The following is a 20,254-nucleotide window of genomic DNA, read 5'->3' as shown; positions in this document are numbered from 1 at the left end:
TTAAATTTAAAGTCCTTAGCGCACCAGGCGGCGCAGCAAGAAAGACTGCAAATCGCGGCGTGAATCGACAACGAGGTGGATGTAGATGGTGTCTTGGCGCACCTCGTAGATGATTCGGTTTTGGCCGCTGAGCACTTGGCGGTATTGCGTCAGGTTGAGCGTTTGAAGTTCATCCGGGACAGAGCCCAGCAGCGGGAAACTGGCCAAATTCCGAATGCTGGCTTTGATTTGTTTAAAAGTCGTTTGCCATGTCGCTGCAGAAAAATCTTTGACGATGTAGGCGCGCAAGTCATGCAAATCGAGCTCCGCCGACGCCAGGATCACGATTTTCATGTGGGTTCGAGTTGCGCGATGCTGGAAAAAACGTCTTCGGCATCCCGAAATCGGCCCTGTTCAATGTCGTGCTGACCCATTGCCAGAAGCTTTAGCAGTGCCAGTGTGTCTTCATGCGCCTGGTAACTTTTAACATCCATCACGACCAGCGTGGCTGTGCCATTTTGGGTGATGATCATCGGCTCGCGACTTTCGTTCAACTCCGTCACGATCTGCGCTGCGTGACTCTTCAGGTAGCTGATAGGTTTGATGTGCGTGTGCAGTTTCATAAGGCCTGAGAGTGAGTCGGAGTGAGTCTGATTTTAGACTGAATTTAGTCCGACGAAAAACTTCCCGGATTGCGCTGCGCTACATCCAGGCGACAGAGATACGAACTTCTCACACTAAAAATGATGGGACCGCAACGCCTGCAGATCGGTCACGCGCAGGCCGCCGTATTCGACCCGGATCGCGTTGTGTGCCGCCAGCGTGTTCAGGGCCTCGTTGACGCGCTGGCGCGACAGGCCCACCAGATAGGCCAACTCTTGTTGGGTGATGCGCAGCACCACACCCAGGCCGGGGTAAAGCACCGGGTTGAACAGCGCGGCCAGGCTGCGCGCCACGCGGATGTTGGGATTGGTCATGCGGTCAATCTCGCGCGCGGCAATGAACTGGCCCAGGCGCTCGTTGAGCTGGTTCATAACGAAGCGGTTGAAACCAATCGAGTGGTCAAGCAGCCAATGGAAGGTGTCCACATGCAAGCCCGCCACCAGGCTTTTGCGCAGCGCCTGGATGTTGTATCGGTAAATTTCGCGCTTCAGGGCCGTGCCCTCGCCAAACCAGCCGCCGGGCGGGATACCGGTGAAGGTCATGGTCTGGCCATCCGCGTTGTCGGCGCTCATTTTCAGCAAACCATCCACGGCGCCAAACCAGTAGGTCACCGGTCGCCCGGTGCGGCACAGGTAGTCGCCCGGCTGCGCCTCGGTGACCTGCAGGTCTTCAATCGCACGCTCGCGCTCGTCGAGCGAGAGCAGTTTGAGCCACGGAATCACGTCAAGCTCGGCGGGTGTCAAGGGGCGTCGGCGCTGGAACAGCGAGGCATCAGATTTCATCGTTGGCACCTTGTCGGGTGAGGTTTGCGTTGGGGATGTGCAGGGAAAACACCTACCCACAAACCACTGAATTGTCGTCGAAACGACAACTTAACGTCAAATGGCACTCTATGATTCGGCCACTCCAGCAGCGTGGGCATCAGGCCCGGGTTGCAATGAATTGAAGACAAGGTGTAGCAATGCAAACGACGTTTCCCCGGCTACTTTTGAACCATGCCGCCCAGCGCCCAGGCGACGCGGCCATGCGGGAAAAAGAATACGGCATCTGGCAGGCCATCACATGGAGTGACATGGCCCAATTGGTCGAGCAATTGGCATGCGGCCTGCACCAGGCCGGTCTGCGCCAGCACGACCACATGATTGTGATTGGGGCCAACCGCCCGCGCCTTTACGCCACCATGATGGCGGTGCAATCTCTGGGAGCGGTGCCAATTGCGCTGTACCAGGACGCCGCTGCGCTCGAATGTGTGTTTCCCATCAACAATGCCGAGGTGAGTTTTGTCTTTGCTGAAGACCAGGAGCAGGTTGACAAGTTGCTGGAAATTCGTGAGCAGTGCCCGCAAATCTCAAACATCTATTTTGACGACCCGCGTGGCCTGCGCAATTACGACGAGCCCGGCCTGGCCGCACTTGACGAACTGATTGCGGCAGGCAAGGCCTTTGCCGCCATTCACCCTGAATTTTTCGCGTCGCAAGTCGACAAAGTGTTGCCTGATGACGTGGCGGCCATGTTCTTCACCTCGGGCACCACCGGCAACCCCAAGGGTGTGGTGCACACCCATGATTCCCTGCTGAACCGCGCCCGCGCCGGTGCCGATTTTGACAAGCTGACCCACGCTGAAGACGTGCTGGCCTACCTGCCGCCGGCCTGGATCGGTCAAAACATCTTTTCCTACGCCCAGTGGCTCTCATGCGGTTATGTGGTGAATTGCCCAGAATCCGCGGCCACTGTCACGATTGACCTGAAAGAAATTGGCCCGACCTATTACTTTGCGCCACCCCGCGTGTTTGAGGGCTTGTTGACCAGCGTGATGATCCGCATGGAAGACGCGGGTGCCATCAAGCGCAAGATGTTCAACTATTTCATGGATGTGGCCAAGCGCGTCGGCCCGACGCTGATGGATGGCAAAAGCGTGTCGACGACCGACAGCATTCTGTACACCCTGGGCAACTTCCTGGTGTATGGTCCTTTGCGCAACAGTCTGGGCTTTAGCCGGGTGCGCGTGGCCTACACCGCCGGCGAGGCGATTGGGCCGGACCTGTTCAGCTTTTACCGCTCGATCGGTGTCAACCTGAAGCAGCTCTATGGCTCGACCGAGACGGCGGTGTTTGTCTGCCTGCAGCCTGACCACGAAGCACGGGCCGACACCGTGGGTGTGCCCTGCGCCGGCGTGGAGATCAAGGTGGCCGACAACGGCGAGATTCTGGTCAAGTCACCCGGTTTGCTCAAAGGCTACTTCAAAAATCCCGAGGCCACCGCCGAAGTGCTCACCGCCGACGGCTGGTACCACACCAGCGACGCAGGGTTTCTGGACGCGCATGGCCATCTCAAGATCATCGACCGCGTGAAAGACGTGGGCCGCATCAAGGGCGGCGCCAATGACGGCGCCATGTTCGCCCCCAAGTATGTGGAAAACAAGCTCAAGTTCTTCCAGCACATCAAGGAAGTGGTGGCCTACGGAGACGGCCGCGAAAAAGTGTGCGTCATGATCAACATCGACTTCGACGCGGTGGGCAACTGGGCCGAGCGGCGCAACCTGCCGTACGCCGGCTACACCGATCTGGCGCAAAAGCCCGAGGTCTACCAGCTCATCAAGGAATGCGTGGAGAAGGTCAATGCCGATTTGAGCGTTGATTCGCTCCTGGCAGGCAGCCAGGTGAGCCGCTTTCTGGTGCTGCACAAAGAGCTTGATGCCGATGACGGCGAGCTGACCCGCACCAACAAGGTCCGCCGTGGTTTCATCGCCGAAAAATACGATGTGCTGATTGATGCCCTGTACGGCGGGAAAACGTCGCAGTTCATCGAAACCCAGGTCAAGTTCGAAGACGGCCGCACCGGCAGCGTCAGTGCCACGCTGCGCATTGACGATGCCAAAACTTTCACTCCCGTCAAGGCGGCAGCATGAGCAAACAAATCGGTGACGTGATTCTTGACGTCAAAAACATCTCTCTGAGTTTCGGTGGCGTCAAGGCGCTGACCGACATCTCTTTCGATGTGCGTGAGCATGAGGTGCGCGCCATCATCGGCCCCAACGGCGCGGGCAAAAGCTCCATGCTGAACTGCATCAACGGTGTCTACCGGCCGCAACAGGGGGCGATTACCTTTCGGGGTCAAACCTTTGGCCACATGGACAGCTACCAGGTGGCCAGCATGGGCATTGGCCGCACCTTTCAGAGCCTGGCGCTGTTCAAGGGCATGAGCGTGATCGACAACATCATGACCGGGCGCAACCTCAAGATCAAGAGCAATTTTTTCTTGCAGGCATTGCGCATTGGCCCGGCCCAGCGCGAGGAAGAAATGCACCGCGAAAAGGTCGAGCACATCATTGACTTTCTGGAAATTCAGGCCTATCGCAAGATGCCGGTGGGCCAGTTGCCCTACGGCCTGCAAAAGCGGGTGGACCTGGGCCGCGCCCTGGCCATGGAGCCGCAGGTGCTGCTGCTCGACGAGCCCATGGCCGGCATGAACGTGGAGGAAAAGCAGGACATGTGCCGCTTTGTGCTCGACGTGAATGAAGAATTTGGCACCACCATCGTCTTGATCGAGCACGACATGGGTGTGGTGATGGACATCTCTGACCGGGTGGTGGTGCTCGATTACGGCAAGAAGATTGGCGACGGCACCCCCGATGAGGTTCGCAACAACGAAGAAGTGATCAGCGCCTACCTGGGCACCTCGCACTAAACCGCCGGAGAACACAATGGCATTTTTTCTTGAAACACTGCTCGGCGGCCTGATGGCCGGCATGCTGTACTCGCTGGTGGCGCTGGGCTTTGTGCTGATCTACAAGGCTTCGGGGGTTTTTAATTTTTCGCAGGGCGCGATGGTGCTTTTTGCCGCGCTGGCGATGGCGCGTTTTGCCGAGTGGATTCCGGGCCTGATGGGCATCAGCAACCCGATTCTCGCCAATGTCCTGGCGTTCCTGGCGGCGGGTGTGCTGATGTTCTTGGTGGCCTGGCTCATTGAGCGGCTGGTGTTGCGCCACCTCGTCAACCAGGAGGGCACTACCTTGCTCATGGCCACCTTGGGCATCGGTTATTTTCTGGACGGCATGGGCCAAACCCTGTTTGGCAGTGCCATTTACAAAATTGACATCGGTATGCCCAAGGAGCCCATCTTTGCTTTCTCCGGTTTGTTCGAGGGCGGGCTGTTGATCAACAAGGAAGACCTTTACGCGGCGCTCATTGCGGCGATTCTGGTGATTTTGCTCAGCGTTTTCTTCCAGAAAACCTCCACCGGGCGTGCCTTGCGTGCGGTTGCCGACGATCACCAGGCCGCGCAGAGCATCGGCATTCCGCTGAACCGCATCTGGGTCATTGTGTGGTGTGTGGCGGGTATTGTGGCGCTGGTCGCCGGCATGATCTGGGGCAGCAAGCTGGGCGTGCAGTTTTCGCTGACCACCGTGGCGCTGCGCGCCTTGCCGGTGGTGATTCTGGGCGGGCTGACCTCGGTGCCGGGCGCCATCATTGGCGGCCTGATCATCGGGGTGGGCGAGAAGCTGTCCGAGGTGTTCCTGGGCCCCTACGTGGGCGGTGGCATCGAGATCTGGTTTGCCTATGTGCTGGCGCTGGCCTTCTTGATGTTCCGTCCCCAAGGCTTGTTTGGCGAGAAGATCATCGACCGCGTTTGACGCTGCACCCCTACCAAGAGAAACAACATGTTCTACAGAGAAAACGGTCAGTTCAAGACCTCTTACCGGGCAGATCAGCAGATTTTCCCCATCACCCAGGACCGGCTGGGGGTACTGGCCCTTTTGCTGGTGGCCGTGGTTGGCGTGCCCTTGTTGGCGGATGAGTATTTGTTGCGCGCGATTTTTGTGCCTTTCCTGATCTTGTCGCTGGCCGCTATCGGCGTGAATATTCTGGTGGGCTACTGCGGCCAGATTTCCCTCGGTTCCGGCGCCTTCATGGCCGTGGGCGCCTACGCGGCTTACAACACCTATGTGCGCATCGAGGGCATGCCGGTCATCGTGGCCCTGCTCGCCGGTGGTTTCTTTGCCACGTTGGTGGGCCTGTTTTTTGGCGTGCCGAGCTTGCGGGTCAAGGGGCTGTATCTGGCGGTGGCGACGCTGGCGGCGCAGTTTTTTTGTGACTGGGCGTTTCTTCGCATCGGCTGGTTCACCAACAACAGCTCTTCCGGGTCGGTCGCGGTGTCGCAGCTGAACGTGCTGGGCTGGTCGATTGAGTCGCCGGTGAGCAAGTATCTGTTTTGCCTGGGGTTTGTGGTGGTGTTCGGCGTGCTGGCCAAAAACCTGGTGCGGGGTGCGATTGGCCGGGAGTGGATGGCCATTCGCGACATGGACGTGGCGGCTTCCGTGATCGGCATTCGCCCGATGTACGCCAAGCTCAGCGCGTTTGCCGTGAGCTCGTTCATTGTGGGCGTGGCCGGCGGCCTGTGGGGTTTTGTGCACCTGGGCTCGTGGGAGCCCGCCGCCTTCTCGGTGGACCGGTCGTTTCAGCTGCTGTTTATTGTGATCATTGGCGGCATGGGGTCGATCATGGGCAGCTTCTTTGGCGCGGCTTTTATTGTGGTGCTGCCCATTTTTCTGAACCAGTTTTTGCCAGCCGTGGGTAGCCTGGTCGGTGTCGACATTTCGACCGCTGCGGTGGCCCATGCCGAGGTCATGATTTTCGGCGCGCTGATTGTCTGGTTCCTGATTGTTGAACCGCACGGCCTGGCCAAGTTGTGGAGCATCGGGAAGCAAAAGATGCGCTTGTGGCCTTTCCCGCATTGATTTTTGTTGGTGGTTTTTTTCGTTCGTTAGCAAAAGGCATGTCAATGCCACTTATTTAGGAGACTTTGATGAAAATTCGCAATCTGGTTTTAGCCGGTTTGACGGCCACTGTGGCTGCTGGCGCCTTTGCCCAGGCCAAGGAGCAGTTCTTTCCCGTGTTGAGCGGCCGCACCGGGCCGGTCGCGCCCAACGCCACACCCTGGGCCAACGGCCACAACGACTACATGAAGCTGGTCAACGCGCGCGGTGGCATCAATGGCGTCAAGACCCTGGTGGAAGAGTGTGAAACCGCTTACGCCACCGACCGCGGTGTGGAATGCTACGAGCGGCTGAAAGGCAAGCATGGCGGCGCCACCGTGTTCCAGCCGCTGTCCACCGGCATCACCTTTGCCCTGACCGAGAAAATTCCCGCCGACAAAATCCCGATGATCACCTCCGGCTATGGTCGCAGCGACTCTGCCGATGGCGGTGTGTTCAAGTGGAACTTCCCGCTGATCGGTCACTACTGGGTGGCGGGTGACACCCTGCTTAAGCACATCGGCAACAAGGCCGGCGGCATGGACAAGCTCAGGGGCAAGAAAATTGGTGTGGGTTACCACGACAGCCCGTTCGGCAAAGAGCTGCTGCCCATCCTTCAGGAGCGCGCAGCCCAGTACGGCTTCACGCTGCAACTGTTGCCAATTGCCGCCCCGGGTGTTGAGCAAAAAGCCACCTGGCTGCAGGTGCGCCGCGATCAGCCTGACTACATGATTCTGCAGACCTGGGGTGTGATGACCGCCACGGCGATCAAGGAAGCGCAGGCTGTGGGCTATGCGCGTGAAAAAATGTTCGGCACCTGGTGGTCGGGCGCCGAGCCAGATCTGAAAGACGTTGGCCAGGGCGCCAAGGGCTACAGCGCGGTCATGATGCAACATGGCGCGGAGCCGCAGTCTGATGTGGTGAAAGAAATCCTGGAGAAAGTTCATGCCAAGGGCCAGGGCACCGGACCCAAGGAAGAAGTGGGCCAAGTGCTTTACATGCGCGGTGTGGTGGCCGGTTTGCTCGCCACCGAGGGTGTTCGCGCTGCGCAGGAGCGTTTTGGCAAGGGCAAGGTCATGACCGGTGAGCAGGCGCGCTGGGGCTACGAAAACCTGAACCTGACCCAGGCCAAGCTTGATGGCCTGGGCTTCAAAGGCGTGATGCGCCCGGTTTCCACCAGCTGCGCCGACCACATGGGCTCCGCCTGGACACGGGTGCATACCTGGGATGGTTCCAAGTTTGTCTGGAGCTCTGACTGGCTTGAGGCCGACCAGCAAGTGATCAAGCCATTGGTCAAAAACTCGGCTGATAAATACGCCGCCGAGAAAAAGCTGACTCGCCGCACCCCGGCCGACTGCCAGTCCTGATCTAACTGGCGCATCCCGGCCTGGCCCGGGATGCCAACAGGCAGCCTTGCGCGCAGAGCTGCCTATTGGTGAAGGCAAGGAAATATGGAAGCTAAAAACATCGTTCTCAACGTCAATGGCATCGAGGTCATTTACAACCACGTCATTCTGGTGCTCAAGGGCGTGTCCCTGAACGTGCCCGAGGGCAAAATCGTGGCCATTCTGGGCGGCAACGGCGCGGGCAAGACCACCACGCTGCGGGCGGTGTCCAACCTGTTGCGCGGCGAGCGTGGCGAGGTCACCAAGGGCTCGATCGAGCTGCGCGGCGAGCGCATCGAGAATTTGTCGCCCGCCGACCTGGTGCAGCGCGGCGTGGTGCAGGTGATGGAAGGGCGCCATTGTTTTGCCCACCTCACCATCGAGGAAAACCTGCTCACCGGCAGCTACACGCGCCGAGACAAGGGCGAAATTGCCGCCAACCTGGAGAAGGTGTACACCTATTTCCCGCGCCTCAAAACCCGCCGCACCAGCCAGGCCGCCTACACCTCGGGCGGTGAGCAGCAGATGTGCGCCATCGGCCGCGCGCTCATGACCAACCCCAGCATGGTGCTGCTCGACGAGCCGTCCATGGGGCTGGCGCCGCAAATCGTGCAGGAGGTGTTCGAGATTGTGAAAGACCTCAACAGCAAGGAAAAGGTGACCTTTTTGCTGGCCGAGCAAAACACCAATATGGCCCTGAAATACGCCGACTACGGCTACATCATGGAAAGCGGCCGCGTGGTGATGGACGGCGTTGCCAGCGACCTGGCCAATAACGAAGACGTGAAAGAGTTTTACCTTGGCATGGGCGGCGGCGAGCGCAAGAGTTTCAAGGATGTCAAGAGCTACAAGCGCCGCAAACGCTGGCTGGCTTGAGCATTGGTTTTTCAGGAACACAAACATGAGCGATTTTTTTGACGCGCTGGAAACGCGTGCCCCCGCCTTGCGCGAAGCGGCTTTGCTGGCTGCCTTGCCGTTGCAGGTGGCGCATGCCAAGCTGGCCTCGCCGGCCTTTGCCCAGATTCTCAAGGATGTGAATCCTGCCGGTGTGACCAGTCGGGCGGCACTGGCCAGTCTGCCGGTCACGCGCAAGCACGAACTGCTTGAATTGCAGTTGAGCAGCCGCAGCCGTGGGGGCAGCGTGTTTGGCGGTTTCAGCACCCATGGCTTTGGTGCCCAGGTGCCGCGTGTGTTCGCCAGCCCCGGCCCCATTTACGAGCCCGAAGGCACGGCAAAGGACTACTGGCGCATGGCACGCGCCATTTTCGCCGCCGGTTTTCGGCCGGGCGAGTTGATCCACAACAGCTTCAGCTACCACTTTGTGCCGGCCGGCTCGATGATGGAAACCGGCGCCCACGCGCTGGGCTGCACGGTGTTTCCGGGCGGCACCGGCCAGACCGAGCAGCAGGTGCAGGCCATGGCCGAGTTGAAACCGGCTGGCTACATCGGCACGCCAAGCTTCTTGAAGATCATTGTCGAAAAGGCGGCCGAGATGAACGTGGCCCTGCCCAGCCTGACCAAGGCCATGTTTGGTGGCGAGGCCTTTCCGCCCAGCCTGCGCGACTGGTTTACCGCGCATGGCATTGCCGGCTACCAGTGCTATGCCACGGCAGACCTGGGCTCGATTGCCTACGAGACCTCGGCGCGCGCAGGGCTGGTGCTCGATGAAGGTGTGCTGCTCGAGATTGTGCGCCCCGGCACCGGCGAGCCGGTGGCTGAGGGCGAAGTGGGCGAGGTGGTGGTGACCACCCTCAACCCGACTTACCCGCTGATCCGCTTTGGCACCGGTGACTTGTCAGCCGTGATGCCGGGCGATTGCCCCACCGGGCGCACCAATGTGCGCATCAAGGGCTGGATGGGCCGCGCCGACCAGACCACCAAGATCCGCGGCATGTTTGTGCATCCGGGTCAGGTGGACACCATCGCCAAGCGCTTCCCCGAGATCACCAAAGCCCGCTTGGTGGTGAGTGGTGAAATGGCCAACGACCAGATGACGCTCAAGGTCGAAACCGCTTGCAGCGGCCCGGACGGGCTGGTGCAAAAAGTGATGGAGGCGATTCGCGATGTGACCAAACTGCGCGGCCAGGTTGAGGTGGTGTTGCCCGGCTCGCTGCCCAACGATGGCAAGGTGATCGAGGACGCGCGCAGCTACCAGTAGTCAAACCCCCCAGATGATGGCCTCTTTGGCCTTCATGCATTCCCTGATCATGTCCATGAAGGGCAACGCGCGCTGGCGAAGGCCAATGGCCTCGAAGCGGGGTGGCGGCAGGCTTTCAGCCAGCGCCTGGGCCAACGCTTCTTTTTGTTGAACATCTTCGAGCAGCACGGCGTTTTTCAGCGCCTCCAGTGCCTGCGGCATCTGCTCGGGCAGCAAAATGCCCTTGGTGCTGGGCTCTGCAGCCGAGTGTTTGCCAATGATCTCCAGCACGCGCTCGCCGTTGGCTTGCAACATAATCACATCTCCGGTGACTTTGGATTTGAACTTGTAAAGCATGCGTTTCCTTGATGGGGTGATTTATTTCAAAGGGCTCATGTTAGCCCCCTGCCTGCTGCTCGCCATGTTGCTGACCGGGTGCGCCGACTCGCGCTACTACTGGCAGTCGGTTTCCGGCCATCTGGAACTGATGGCGGCCGCGCGGCCCATTGACAACTGGCTGGCTGACGGCGCAACCCCGGCCACAGTCAAACAACGGCTTCAACTGGCGCAGGACATGCGCCGTTTTGCCGTCGAGGAATTGCACCTGCCCGACAACGCCAGCTACCACCGGTACGCCGACCTGCAGCGCCGCCACGCGGTGTGGAACGTGGTGGCCGCGCCCGAGCTGTCGCTGACCCTGAAAACTTGGTGCTTTCCGGTGGCGGGTTGCGTGGGCTACCGGGGCTATTTTGCAGAAAGCGACGCGCAGGCCGAGGCCGGTGTTTTGCGCGCCGCAGGGTTCGAGGCCAATGTTTACGGCGTGCCAGCCTACTCCACGCTGGGCTGGATGAACTGGTTTGGCGGCGATCCGTTGCTCAACACCTTTATTCATTACCCTGAAGGTGAGGTGGCGCGCTTGCTGTTTCATGAGCTGTCGCACCAAGTGCTGTATGTGCCCGACGACACGGTGTTCAACGAATCGTTTGCCACCGCCGTGGAGCGCCTCGGCGGGGCCCTCTGGCTGGCACAGCAAGCCAGCCCACAGGCGCATCTGGCGTATGCCGATTTCGATGCGCGCCGCCAGCAATTCAGGGCGTTGACCCGCCGCACGCGCGAGCAACTCGAGCTGATTTATCAAATAGACAGCCCTCTGGCGCCAGACACGCAAACCAAAAAAGCCATGAAATCCAAAGCCATGCAGGACTTTCTGGCAGCCTACGCCGAACTTAAGGCCAATTGGGATGGTTACAGCGGCTATGACCCTTGGGTGGCGCAAGCCAACAATGCCGTTTTTGGCGCCCAGGCGGCTTATGATGAACTGGTGCCGGGTTTTGAGGCGCTGTTTGAGAGGGAAGGGCGTGACTGGCCAGCTTTTTATGATGCGGTCAAGCAACTGGCCAAGCGCTCAAAAGACGAGCGGACACAACAATTGAAACAATGGGCAAAAGAACGACATGGCTGAACTAAATATTGTTCGTGAACACGCGCTGGGCATCGTCAAGGCGCGCAAGATTGCATTCAAGTGGGCCGAGCAGGCCGAACAGGAATTTGCCATGCAGTGCACTTACGTGCAGGGCAAGCACATGGACGAAGTCGACTTTGTGCGCTCGGGCGTCAAGGGCAGCCTGACGGTGACCAGGACGCACTTCGAGTTGCGCGCCCATCTGGGCTTTTTATTGGGCGCGTTCAAGGGCACGATTGAGGCCGAGATTGTGAAGAACCTGGATGCCCTGCTGGAGGCGCCTGCGAAAAAAGCAGCCGTAAAAAAAACGCACTCGGGCTGAGACCGTTGCCATCCACCATGGCGGACTGAAGTCCGCCCCCCAAGGCATTCAGCTCAATGACTCGATCAGGTCGATGTATTGCTGCATGGCATCTGTTTCGGATGTGCCTTTGAGCGTGTTCCAGGCGTCCCACTTGGCGCGGCCCACCATGTCGGTAAAACCGGGTTTTTTCTCGTTGTTGTCGCCAGCACTGGCCTGCTTGTACAGCGCATACAGTTTCAGCAGAGTCATGTTGTCGGGGCGCTCACTCAGGTTTTTTGAGTGGGTCACGGCAGCTTCGAATTTGGTTTGCAGGTCAGACATGATAATTTCTCTATCCGTTAAAAAGTGATGAATCAGGCTACGCAAGGTTAATCTTAATGGGCGTTTTGCTCGCAAAATAGAGGACCTTCCCGAAAGAGTCGTTATGGTCACACGTCTGCATCGTTCCGCGTCGCGCCCCGCTGCGGAAAATCCTTCCAGCCCCCCGGCACATGAGCGCATGAGCAAGGTCGACACGGCCTGGCTGCGCATGGACAGCCCCAGTAACCTGATGATGATCGTGGGGGTGTGGCTTCTGAAGCCGGCCGTCAGCTACGCAGACGCCTGCCAGCGCATTGAAGAGCGCATGCTGAAGTACCCGCGCTTCGGCCAAAAAGTGGTGCAGGATGCCACTGGTGCCAGTTGGGTCACAGACACCCACTTTGACATCAAGCGCCACGTGCTGCGCGAAAAACTGCCAGCGTCAGCCAAAACCCATCCGCAACAGGCGCTGCAGGAACGCCTGGCAGAACTGGCGCTCAAGCCGCTGGATGCGCGCTACCCGCTGTGGGATTTTCGGCTGGTCGAACATTACCAGGGCGGCTCGGCGCTGCTGGTGCGCATCCACCATTGCATCGCCGACGGCCTGGCCCTGATTGCCGTGATCCAGTCGTTGGTCGATGGCGGCACCGAGCCCCCCGCCCGCAAGCCAAAATCTTCTCAGGACTTTACCTGGGAAGCGGCCGAAGAATGGATGTCGCACTCGTTGATAGAACCGCTGACCGGGGCAGCGGTGTGGGCGCTCGATGCTGCCGGCGATGGTGCGGCGCAGGCGTTCGGTGCCATTGGCGACCCGGGCACGCGGCTTGAGAAGCTGGTTGAAAAAGGCATTCACATGGGCGTGACCGGCTCGGCTGACGTGGCCAGGCTGGCCTATCAGGTGTTGCGCGACGCAGCCGCACTGGCCCTGATGCCAGACGATTCGCCCACCCAGCTCAAGGGCACTCCGGGGCGTGCCAAACGGGTGGCTTGGTGCCAGCCTATCCCGCTCGATGAGGTGCGCGCGGTGAGCAAGGCGCTGCATTGCTCCATCAACGACGTGCTGCTGGCCTGCGTGGCCGGTGCCATAGGTGCCTACCTCAACGCGCATGGCGACTCGGTGGCCGGCAAGGAAATTCGCGCCATGGTGCCCGTCAACTTGCGACCCATGACGCAGGCCTACAAACTGGGCAACCAGTTTGGCCTGGCACCGGTGGTGCTGCCGATTGGTCAAGGCAACCCGGTTTCACGGGTATTCGAGGTGCGCCGACGCATGAATGCCCTCAAGGGCAGCATGCAGCCCGTGCTGGCGTTTGCCCTGCTGGCCGTGGCCGGCGCGCTGGTCAAGCCGGCCCAGGATGCGCTGCTGCACCTGTTTTCCAAGAAAACCACGGCGGTCATGACCAATGTGCCCGGGCCGCGCGACAAACTCACATTTTGCGGCTCAACCCTTGACCAGGCGCTGTTCTGGGTGCCGCAATCGGGTTCGGTGGGCCTGGGCGTGTCGATTTTGAGCTACGGCGGCGGCGTGCAGTTTGGCATCATCAGCGACACCACCCTGTGCCCTGACCCGCAGGCGATCATTGACCAGTTTGAGCCCGAGTTCGCCAAACTGACCCTGCTCACGCTGATGCTGCCCTGGGGCGACTAGGCTTCAGTCTTCGAGTTCGGTTTTTGCCAGCTCCACGTCGAGGCGTTCCATGGCGTCGATGGGTTGGGCGCGGGCGGCCAGTTGGTACAGGCGGGTGGCCTCGCTGACCACGGTTTCTCCTTCGAGCATCAGCATGGCGTGGGCGTATTCGACCATGCCGATGGCCGAGTCCATGTTGAACTTGAGCGCCTGCTGAAACAGCGTGAGCCCGGTATGCTTGTGGGCGCCGTAGGCCATGGCGCCGATGAGCTCGCCCACCTTGTCAATCACCTCGGCGTGAAAAGTGCCCAGCGCAATGTGGGCGTCGGGGTGTGTGGGTTGCTGCAGGATGACGTGCTCCAGGTCGGTCTTGACCTTGGTGCCCAGGCCCTGCGCCAGCGCCTTGGCCACACTGATGCCCTGGCTGTAGCGCCCCAGCGCGTAGGCGCGCCAGTAATAGGCGTTCACGTTCTCGGGTTGCTCATTGATTTGCGCCTCGGCGCGTCCGGCCACTTCTGCAAACAGGGCCAGCCGGGTGGCTTCCTGTTTTTCAAGATAGGTGGCGTAAATGCAAGCGGCCTTGTTGGCCACGTTCAGCCCGGCCAGCCCCATGTCGAGCCCCATCGTCATGGACTTGTAAAACTCGCCGTTGTGAAAATGCGCCCAGGCCTGCAGCACCTTGGGGTCTTTGGGAAGGGGTTCCAGATCACCCGCGTGCAGCCGGGTCCATTTCTTTTTGACGCTCTCGGCGTCAAAGTTGTACTCGCCCACAAAGGGGAAGTTTGTCCATTTACTCATGAGTGTCTCCTTGTCCCTATTTTTCTCTGTCGTTTTACTTGGTCTCCTTATTGTAGGCATCGGCAAGTTTGAGCAGGTGACCGCGTTGTCCGGCTTCAAGGTAGGGAGCCAGCAGGTTGAGCACATGCTGTGCGCCACGCAGCAGGGCGGCCTGTGCATTTTGCTCTTCGAGCGCGTTGCGCGGGTCGCGCACATATTCAAAACTGAGCCAGTAGGTCAGCAGCACCACCATGTTGGTGGCGGTGGCTTCGATCTCGCGCGTGTCAATTTGCAGCGCGCCACCCCGGCGCATGCCCTCAAGCAGGGCTTTGAGGGAGCGGGTCTTGTTTTTCAGAATCGACTGAAAGTGCATTTCCAGGCGTCGGTTTTTGCTCAGCAGGTCGTTCAGGTCGCGGTACAAAAAGCGGTATTGCCAGATCAGCTCAAACAGCGTGTGCATGTAAAACCAGGCATCTTCAACGTTGCGCACATCGTCGCCGGCAGCCAGCAGCTCGTTCAGCGGACGCTCAAAACGGTCAAACAGCGCGTTGATGAGCTCATCTTTGGCGGGGTAGTGGTAATACAGGTTGCCCGGGCTGATGTTGAGCTCGGCCGAGATCAGCGTGGTCGACACGTTGGGCTCGCCAAAGCGGTTGAACAGCGTCAGCGTGACCTCAAGAATGCGCTCTGCCGTGCGGCGGGGGGCTTTTTTTACCATGTGGGCTGGTCACGAGGATTTGCAGCGACCACCACCTGGTTGAGGTTGTTCATGATGTTGTGCAGCTTGGTCAGGGCGTGGCCAACCCGGGTGGGTTCGCGCGGTGGCCGGCACAAATGGCGGTTGTTGTCGTCGAGCACCGCGTGGTTGAGGGTAATGCCGTGGTAGCCCAGCTTGCTGCTCAGGCCCGTTTGGCGTGAGCGCAGCATCTGGCGAGTTTGCTGGTAGGCATGCTCGGCCAGATGGCGGCGCTGGCTGTAGCTGAACGTGTTGGCAAGGTACAGCTCGGGGTCGCGGCGGTCGGGCTCAACCAGCAGAATGTCGGTTCTGGGGTAGGCCTGCTCGTAGCTTTTAAGCCCCAGCAGCAGGCGCGAGTGGATGAGCGACCTGAAAGTCTGGCTCAGCACGGCGGGCAAGCCGCCGTCGGCAATTCGCGGAATCGGCTCGGGCGCCGCCCAAGGGGTGGCCGCATCGGTGACGGTTTGCCGCGTCGAGGCATCAAACGGTACCAGCGGGTTGATGCACAGCATCAAGTCAACACCCTCGTCCAGCGCAATCGAGGCGTGCATGGTTTTGATCAGGGCGCCATCGACAAAATGCTGGCCGTCGATTTCAACCGGGGGAAATAGTCCGGGCAGGGCGGCGCTGGCCTGCACCGCCTTGGAAATGGGCACATGGTCCCAGCCGGGCCGACCAAACGACACGGTCTGCGTGCTGTCCAGGTTGGTGGCCACCAGCGTCAGCCGGCTTTTGAGCTGGCGGAAATCGTTGCTGCGCCCTGCCTTGGAAAACAGCCGCGCCAGCTCCAGGTCAATCCGGGCATTGGAAAACACCCCGGTGGGCAGGCTCGGGCTCAGGTACTCCAGGGTGCGCATCAAAGACTTGCGCCCCAGCGTGCCCTGCAAGGTGCCAGCCATCAGCAGGCCCGGCAGCAGCAGACTGCGTGAGAAAAATTCGTTAAAGGCAGGCCGCAACAGCCAGGCCGGGTCAAACGCTTCGGCCTGGTGTTTGCGGTCTTCTATGAACAGTGAAAAAAGCTGGTGCGGCGTGATGCCATTGGCCAGGCCCGCTGCAATGAAACTGCCGGCAGACACGCCCACGTAATGCTGCAGCCGGTTGAAGTCAATGCCCTCAAGCGACTCTTGCAGCGCACACAGGGCGCCGATTTCATAGATGGCACCCAATGGACCGCCGCCGGCAAGAGCCAGGGCGATCTTGGGTGGGTTGGGTTTTTGATGCGTCATACTGTGCAGTGTAGGGCGCTTCAAGCCCATCTTTATTCAGGGTTTACCTGAGCCACCGGGGCTTCTTTTTTGACTGCCGGGGCTTTGCGGGCCGGGGCTTTTTTGGCAACCGGCTTGACCGCTGGTGCGGCTGCTGGCTTGGCCGCGACTTTGCTGGCGGGTTTTGCCTTGGCCGCCGGTTTTGCGGGCGCAAGCTTTTGCACGCTGGCATTGAGTGCATTGATGCGCGCAATCAGGGCGTCAATGTCTTTGGCAGAAGGCACGCCCATCTTGTTCAGCACCTTGGCCACGCGCTCTTCAAAAATGCTTTCCAGCTTGTCCCATTGACCTGAGGCCTTGTTGCTGATGTCGGTGGCCATGCTGGTCATTTTGTGGGTTGCCACGTTGATCTTTTCTTCGGCAGCAGATTGCGTCTTGCGCTGAAAGCTCACGCCTTCCTTGACCAGCGCTTCAAAGGCCTTGGTGCCTTCTACTTGTGCCTTGGTGAACGCACCCAGGCCGGCTTGCCAGATTTGCTGGGCAGAGTCTTTGACCGAACCCGACAAGATGGACGCCTTTGCAGCCGCTGATTTGGATGACTTCTTGCCTGCTTTGGCGCTGGATTTGACTGGCGCTTTGGCTGCGGGGCTGACTTTTTTGAGTTTGGTGACCATGTGACACTCCTGTTAAATAAAGGTTGAAGATCTTTGCACCAAATGTTTTCAGTGCATGGTGCGACTTTAAAGAGGGAGCGGGGAAATGTGTAGGGGCAGCTTTCTAAAACCAAGGCCATAAGTCATTGATCGCCACGGCCTGTGGCCTCGCGATCACGGCTTGGCTGTCATTGCGAGCGAAGCGCGGAAATCTATGGGGTACACGGGTTTACGCTAAAACGTGCCTTGCCCATTTCGGGCAAAAATAGAGCCATTCATTTGGAGGCATTGATGCATTATTTCGTCACGGGTGCGACCGGGTTCATTGGCAAACGACTGGTCAAAAAATTGTTGGAGCGCAAGGGCTCGGTGGTTTACTTTTTGGTTCGGCCAGGCAGCGAAGGCAAGGTCAAGACCCTGCGTGAATTCTGGGGCGCCAGCGCCGCGCGCGTCATTGCCGTGCCGGGCGACCTGACCAGCAAAAAGCTCGGTGTGCCAGCTGATCTGGTGAAGCAGCTTAAAGGTCAGATCGACCATTTCTATCACCTTGCGGCCATTTATGACCTGGGCGCCGATGCCGCCAGCCAGATTGTGGTCAACGTGGAAGGCACGCGCAACACCATCGAGTTTGCCAAGGCCATTGACGCCGGGCACTTTCACCATGTGAGCTCCATCGCGGCGGCCGGCTTGTATGAGGGCGTGTTCCGCGAAGACATGTTCAATGAGGCCGAAAATTACGAGCACCCGTATTTCATGACCAAACATGAAAGCGAAAAAATTGTGCGCACCGCGTGTAAAGTGCCTTGGTCGGTCTACCGCCCGGCGATGGTGGTGGGCGACAGCCATACCGGCGAGATGGACAAGATCGACGGCCCGTATTACTTCTTCAAGCTGATCCAGCGCATGCGCCAGCTGCTGCCACCGTGGTTGCCGTCGATTGGCCTGGAGGGCGGGCGCATCAACATTGTGCCGGTTGATTTTGTGGTGGCGGCGCTGGCCACCATCAGCCATCAAAACGAGATTGCCGGCCGTTGTTATCACCTGGTGGACCCGGTGGGTTACCGCGTGGGTGATGTGCTCGACATTTTCAGCAAGGCCGCCCATGCGCCCAAGATGAACCTGTTCATCAACGCCGCGCTGTTTGGCTTTATTCCACGCAGCGTCACCAAGGGACTGATGGCGCTGGCCCCGGTGCGCCGCGTGCGCGCCGCCATCATGAAAGACTTGGGGCTGCCCGAGGAAATGCTGACCTTTGTCAATTACCCCACACGTTTTGACTGCCGCCAAACGCTGGCGGCGCTCAAAGACACTGGCGTGACATGCCCCAATCTGAACGATTACGCCTGGCGCCTGTGGGACTACTGGGAGCGCCACCTCGACCCCGACCTGCACATTGACCGCAGTTTGCGTGGCACCGTGGCCGGCAAAGTGGTGCTGGTCACCGGCGGCTCGTCTGGCATCGGGCTGGCTGCGGCGCACAAGTTTGCCGAGGCTGGCGCCATCACCCTGATCTGCGGGCGCGACCAGGACAAGCTTGATGAAGCCTGCGCCGAGGCCAAGGCACTCGGTCACCAGTTCATTGCCTATGCGGTGGACATTTCTGACGCCGAAGCCTGCGCCAGCTTTATGGCAAAGGTCACCCAGGATCATGGTGGCGTTGACTTTTTGATCAACAACGCAGGCCGCTCGATTCGCCGCGCCATCGAGTCCAGCTACGACCGCTTTCACGACTACGAGCGCACCATGCAGCTCAACTACTTTGGCAGCCTGCGCGTGACCATGGGTTTCCTGCCCGGCATGGTGGCCAAGCACAAAGGCCATGTGGTCAACATCAGCAGCATCGGCGTGCTCACCAACGCGCCGCGTTTTTCTGCCTATGTGGCCAGCAAGGCGGCGCTGGACGCTTGGACGCGCTGCGCCAGCAGCGAGTTTGCCGACCAGGGCGTGACCTTTACCACCATCAATATGCCGCTGGTGCGCACCCCCATGATTGCACCCACCGGCCTGTACAACAATGTGCCAACCCTGGCCCCCGAAGAAGCTGCCGACCTGATCGCCCAGGCCTGCATCTTCAAGCCGGTGCGCATCGCCACCCGCATGGGCATCTTTGGCCAGGTGCTGCACGCTGCGCTGCCGCGCGTGGCGCAAATCGCCATGAACACCAGCTTCAGGATGTTCCCCGACTCCTCCGCCGCCAAGGGCGCCAAGCCGGGCGACAAGCCCGCCAAACAGCAGTTGTCCGCCGAGGCGGTGGCCATGCAGCAGATGATGCGGGGGATCCATTTTTAGGCGCGAGCTGATGTAGTGCGGCGGCTTTTAATAGCGCCAATTTGGCGCCGAGTGATGTGCGCTCCAATTGGCGTTGGATAATCACCGAAGTGGCGCGATAACTATCAGGCGCAAGGTTATTGCCGCGAGTGCGTCGCCAGCTACTTCAACTCAGAACCCGGTGAAAGTTTTATGCACCCCAAAATCTACGTAGCCGGCCATCGCGGCATGGTTGGCAGCGCCATCGTCCGTAACCTCTGTAGGAGCGGCGCCCCCGCCGCGAATCTCCTGACCCGCACCCACGCCGAACTAGACCTGTGCAACCAGGCCGCCGTCAACGACTTCTTCGCCCAAGAAAAGCCCACCCAGGTCTACCTGGCCGCCGCCAAAGTGGGCGGCATCCATGCCAACAACACCTACCCGGCAGACTTCATCTACGACAACCTCATGGTGCAGGCCAACGTCATCCACGCCGCGCACACCCACGGCGTGCAAAAACTGCTGTTCCTGGGCTCAAGCTGCATCTACCCGCGCCTGGCCCCGCAACCCATGCGTGAAGATGCCCTGCTCACCGGCCCGCTCGAGCCCACCAACGAACCCTATGCCATCGCCAAAATTGCCGGCATCAAAATGTGCGAAAGCTACAACCGCCAATACGGCCGCGACTACCGCAGCGTCATGCCCACCAACCTCTATGGCCCGGGCGACAACTACCACCCGCAAAACAGCCATGTCATTCCCGCTCTGATCCGCCGCTTTCATGAAGCCAGGGTCAACAACGCCCCCAGCGTGGCCATCTGGGGCAGCGGCACCCCCAAACGCGAATTCTTGTACGTGGACGACATGGCCGCCGCCAGCGTGTTTGTCATGAACCTGCCCAAAGCCGTTTATGACCAGCACACCAGCCCCATGCAAAGCCTCATCAACGTCGGCTTTGGCTCAGACATCACCATCGCCGAAGTCGCCCAAGCCGTGAGCAACACCGTGGGTTACCAGGGCCAGA

The 20,254-nt window shown here is 59.8% G+C and carries 21 protein-coding genes; 12 read left to right on the top strand and 9 right to left on the bottom strand.

Features of this window, described 5'->3' with window-relative positions; translation table 11 throughout:
* Positions 1–15: 15 nt before the first annotated feature.
* The 3 genes from GPS82_RS07400 to GPS82_RS07390 form a co-directional block, all read right to left on the bottom strand.
* Positions 16–333, bottom strand: coding sequence for a type II toxin-antitoxin system RelE/ParE family toxin (locus GPS82_RS07400; RefSeq protein WP_296492811.1), 318 nt, complete (start codon positions 331–333; stop codon positions 16–18).
* Entirely contained in the window at positions 330–602 is a 273-nt protein-coding gene (locus tag GPS82_RS07395; RefSeq protein ID WP_296492808.1) for a type II toxin-antitoxin system Phd/YefM family antitoxin, read from the bottom strand. Before GPS82_RS07395 ends, GPS82_RS07400 begins: the two co-directional genes overlap by 4 nt.
* 114 nt (positions 603–716) lie before the next feature.
* Complete coding sequence (locus tag GPS82_RS07390) at positions 717–1,424, bottom strand: Crp/Fnr family transcriptional regulator (protein WP_296492805.1); 708 nt, start codon at positions 1,422–1,424, stop codon at positions 717–719.
* 179 nt (positions 1,425–1,603) lie between these two features.
* On the opposite strand from GPS82_RS07390, the gene GPS82_RS07385 reads away from it, so the two are divergent.
* The 7 genes from GPS82_RS07385 to GPS82_RS07355 all read left to right on the top strand — a co-directional run bounded on the left by GPS82_RS07385 (position 1,604) and on the right by GPS82_RS07355 (position 9,940).
* Positions 1,604–3,550 (top strand): AMP-binding protein, encoded by a 1,947-nt coding sequence (locus tag GPS82_RS07385; RefSeq protein ID WP_296492803.1) that lies wholly within the window; start codon positions 1,604–1,606, stop codon positions 3,548–3,550.
* Positions 3,547–4,329, top strand: a complete 783-nt coding sequence (locus GPS82_RS07380; protein WP_296492800.1) for an ABC transporter ATP-binding protein — start codon at positions 3,547–3,549, stop codon at positions 4,327–4,329. The genes GPS82_RS07385 and GPS82_RS07380 overlap by 4 nt, the downstream gene beginning before the upstream one ends.
* 16 nt (positions 4,330–4,345) lie before the next feature.
* Positions 4,346–5,275 (top strand): branched-chain amino acid ABC transporter permease, encoded by a 930-nt coding sequence (locus GPS82_RS07375; RefSeq protein WP_296492797.1) that lies wholly within the window; start codon positions 4,346–4,348, stop codon positions 5,273–5,275.
* A gap of 27 nt (positions 5,276–5,302) precedes the next feature.
* Positions 5,303–6,379: a branched-chain amino acid ABC transporter permease gene (locus GPS82_RS07370; RefSeq protein ID WP_296492793.1), complete on the top strand. Its 1,077-nt coding sequence runs from the start codon at positions 5,303–5,305 to the stop codon at positions 6,377–6,379.
* A gap of 68 nt (positions 6,380–6,447) precedes the next feature.
* Positions 6,448–7,764 carry an ABC transporter substrate-binding protein gene (locus GPS82_RS07365; protein WP_296492789.1) on the top strand — a complete coding sequence of 439 codons (1,317 nt, stop codon included), beginning with the start codon at positions 6,448–6,450 and terminating at the stop codon, positions 7,762–7,764.
* A gap of 84 nt (positions 7,765–7,848) precedes the next feature.
* Positions 7,849–8,658, top strand: coding sequence for an ABC transporter ATP-binding protein (locus tag GPS82_RS07360; RefSeq protein ID WP_296492786.1), 810 nt, complete (start codon positions 7,849–7,851; stop codon positions 8,656–8,658).
* Between the two features lie 25 nt (positions 8,659–8,683).
* Positions 8,684–9,940 (top strand): AMP-binding protein, encoded by a 1,257-nt coding sequence (locus GPS82_RS07355; RefSeq protein WP_296492783.1) that lies wholly within the window; start codon positions 8,684–8,686, stop codon positions 9,938–9,940.
* Here the strand turns inward: GPS82_RS07355 and GPS82_RS07350 are convergent, their stop codons facing one another.
* The gene (locus GPS82_RS07350) at positions 9,941–10,276 is read right to left on the bottom strand and encodes a DUF1840 domain-containing protein (RefSeq protein WP_296492779.1); all 336 of its coding nucleotides are present in this window, start codon (positions 10,274–10,276) and stop codon (positions 9,941–9,943) included.
* Positions 10,277–10,313: 37 nt separating this feature from the next.
* Here GPS82_RS07350 and GPS82_RS07345 point away from each other — a divergent pair, with 37 nt between their 5' ends.
* Both GPS82_RS07345 and GPS82_RS07340 read left to right on the top strand, forming a co-directional pair.
* Positions 10,314–11,381 carry an aminopeptidase gene (locus GPS82_RS07345; protein ID WP_296492777.1) on the top strand — a complete coding sequence of 356 codons (1,068 nt, stop codon included), beginning with the start codon at positions 10,314–10,316 and terminating at the stop codon, positions 11,379–11,381.
* Complete coding sequence (locus GPS82_RS07340; RefSeq protein ID WP_296492775.1) at positions 11,374–11,703, top strand: polyhydroxyalkanoic acid system family protein; 330 nt, start codon at positions 11,374–11,376, stop codon at positions 11,701–11,703. The genes GPS82_RS07345 and GPS82_RS07340 overlap by 8 nt, the downstream gene beginning before the upstream one ends.
* A gap of 48 nt (positions 11,704–11,751) precedes the next feature.
* On the opposite strand, the gene GPS82_RS07335 is transcribed toward GPS82_RS07340, so the two are convergent.
* A complete protein-coding gene (locus GPS82_RS07335; protein WP_296492773.1) occupies positions 11,752–12,006 on the bottom strand; it encodes an acyl-CoA-binding protein in 255 nt (84 codons plus the stop codon).
* 178 nt (positions 12,007–12,184) lie between these two features.
* On the opposite strand from GPS82_RS07335, the gene GPS82_RS07330 reads away from it, so the two are divergent.
* Entirely contained in the window at positions 12,185–13,633 is a 1,449-nt protein-coding gene (locus tag GPS82_RS07330) for a wax ester/triacylglycerol synthase family O-acyltransferase (protein WP_296492772.1), read from the top strand.
* 3 nt (positions 13,634–13,636) lie between these two features.
* On the opposite strand, the gene GPS82_RS07325 is transcribed toward GPS82_RS07330, so the two are convergent.
* From GPS82_RS07325 to GPS82_RS07310, 4 genes are read right to left on the bottom strand one after another with little or no spacing between them, the layout of a single operon-like run.
* Positions 13,637–14,410, bottom strand: a complete 774-nt coding sequence (locus GPS82_RS07325; RefSeq protein ID WP_296492770.1) for a hypothetical protein — start codon at positions 14,408–14,410, stop codon at positions 13,637–13,639.
* A 34-nt stretch (positions 14,411–14,444) separates the two neighbouring features.
* On the bottom strand, positions 14,445–15,107 hold the full coding sequence (locus GPS82_RS07320) for a TetR/AcrR family transcriptional regulator (RefSeq protein ID WP_296492768.1): 663 nt from the start codon (positions 15,105–15,107) through the stop codon (positions 14,445–14,447).
* Positions 15,101–16,351 carry a patatin-like phospholipase family protein gene (locus GPS82_RS07315; protein WP_296492767.1) on the bottom strand — a complete coding sequence of 417 codons (1,251 nt, stop codon included), beginning with the start codon at positions 16,349–16,351 and terminating at the stop codon, positions 15,101–15,103. Before GPS82_RS07315 ends, GPS82_RS07320 begins: the two co-directional genes overlap by 7 nt.
* Before the next feature lie 32 nt (positions 16,352–16,383).
* Entirely contained in the window at positions 16,384–17,004 is a 621-nt protein-coding gene (locus GPS82_RS07310) for a phasin family protein (RefSeq protein ID WP_296492765.1), read from the bottom strand.
* Between the two features lie 270 nt (positions 17,005–17,274).
* On the opposite strand from GPS82_RS07310, the gene GPS82_RS07305 reads away from it, so the two are divergent.
* A complete protein-coding gene (locus GPS82_RS07305; protein WP_296492763.1) occupies positions 17,275–19,272 on the top strand; it encodes an SDR family oxidoreductase in 1,998 nt (665 codons plus the stop codon).
* A gap of 171 nt (positions 19,273–19,443) precedes the next feature.
* The coding region (locus GPS82_RS07300) for a GDP-L-fucose synthase (protein ID WP_296492762.1) at positions 19,444–20,254 on the top strand (811 nt) is incomplete at its 3' end.

Source organism: Rhodoferax sp., from assembly GCF_011391645.1.
Classification (GTDB): domain Bacteria; phylum Pseudomonadota; class Gammaproteobacteria; order Burkholderiales; family Burkholderiaceae_C; genus Rhodoferax.
Note: the sequence above shows the minus strand (reverse complement) of the source record. Positions and strands in the feature narration are given on the sequence as shown.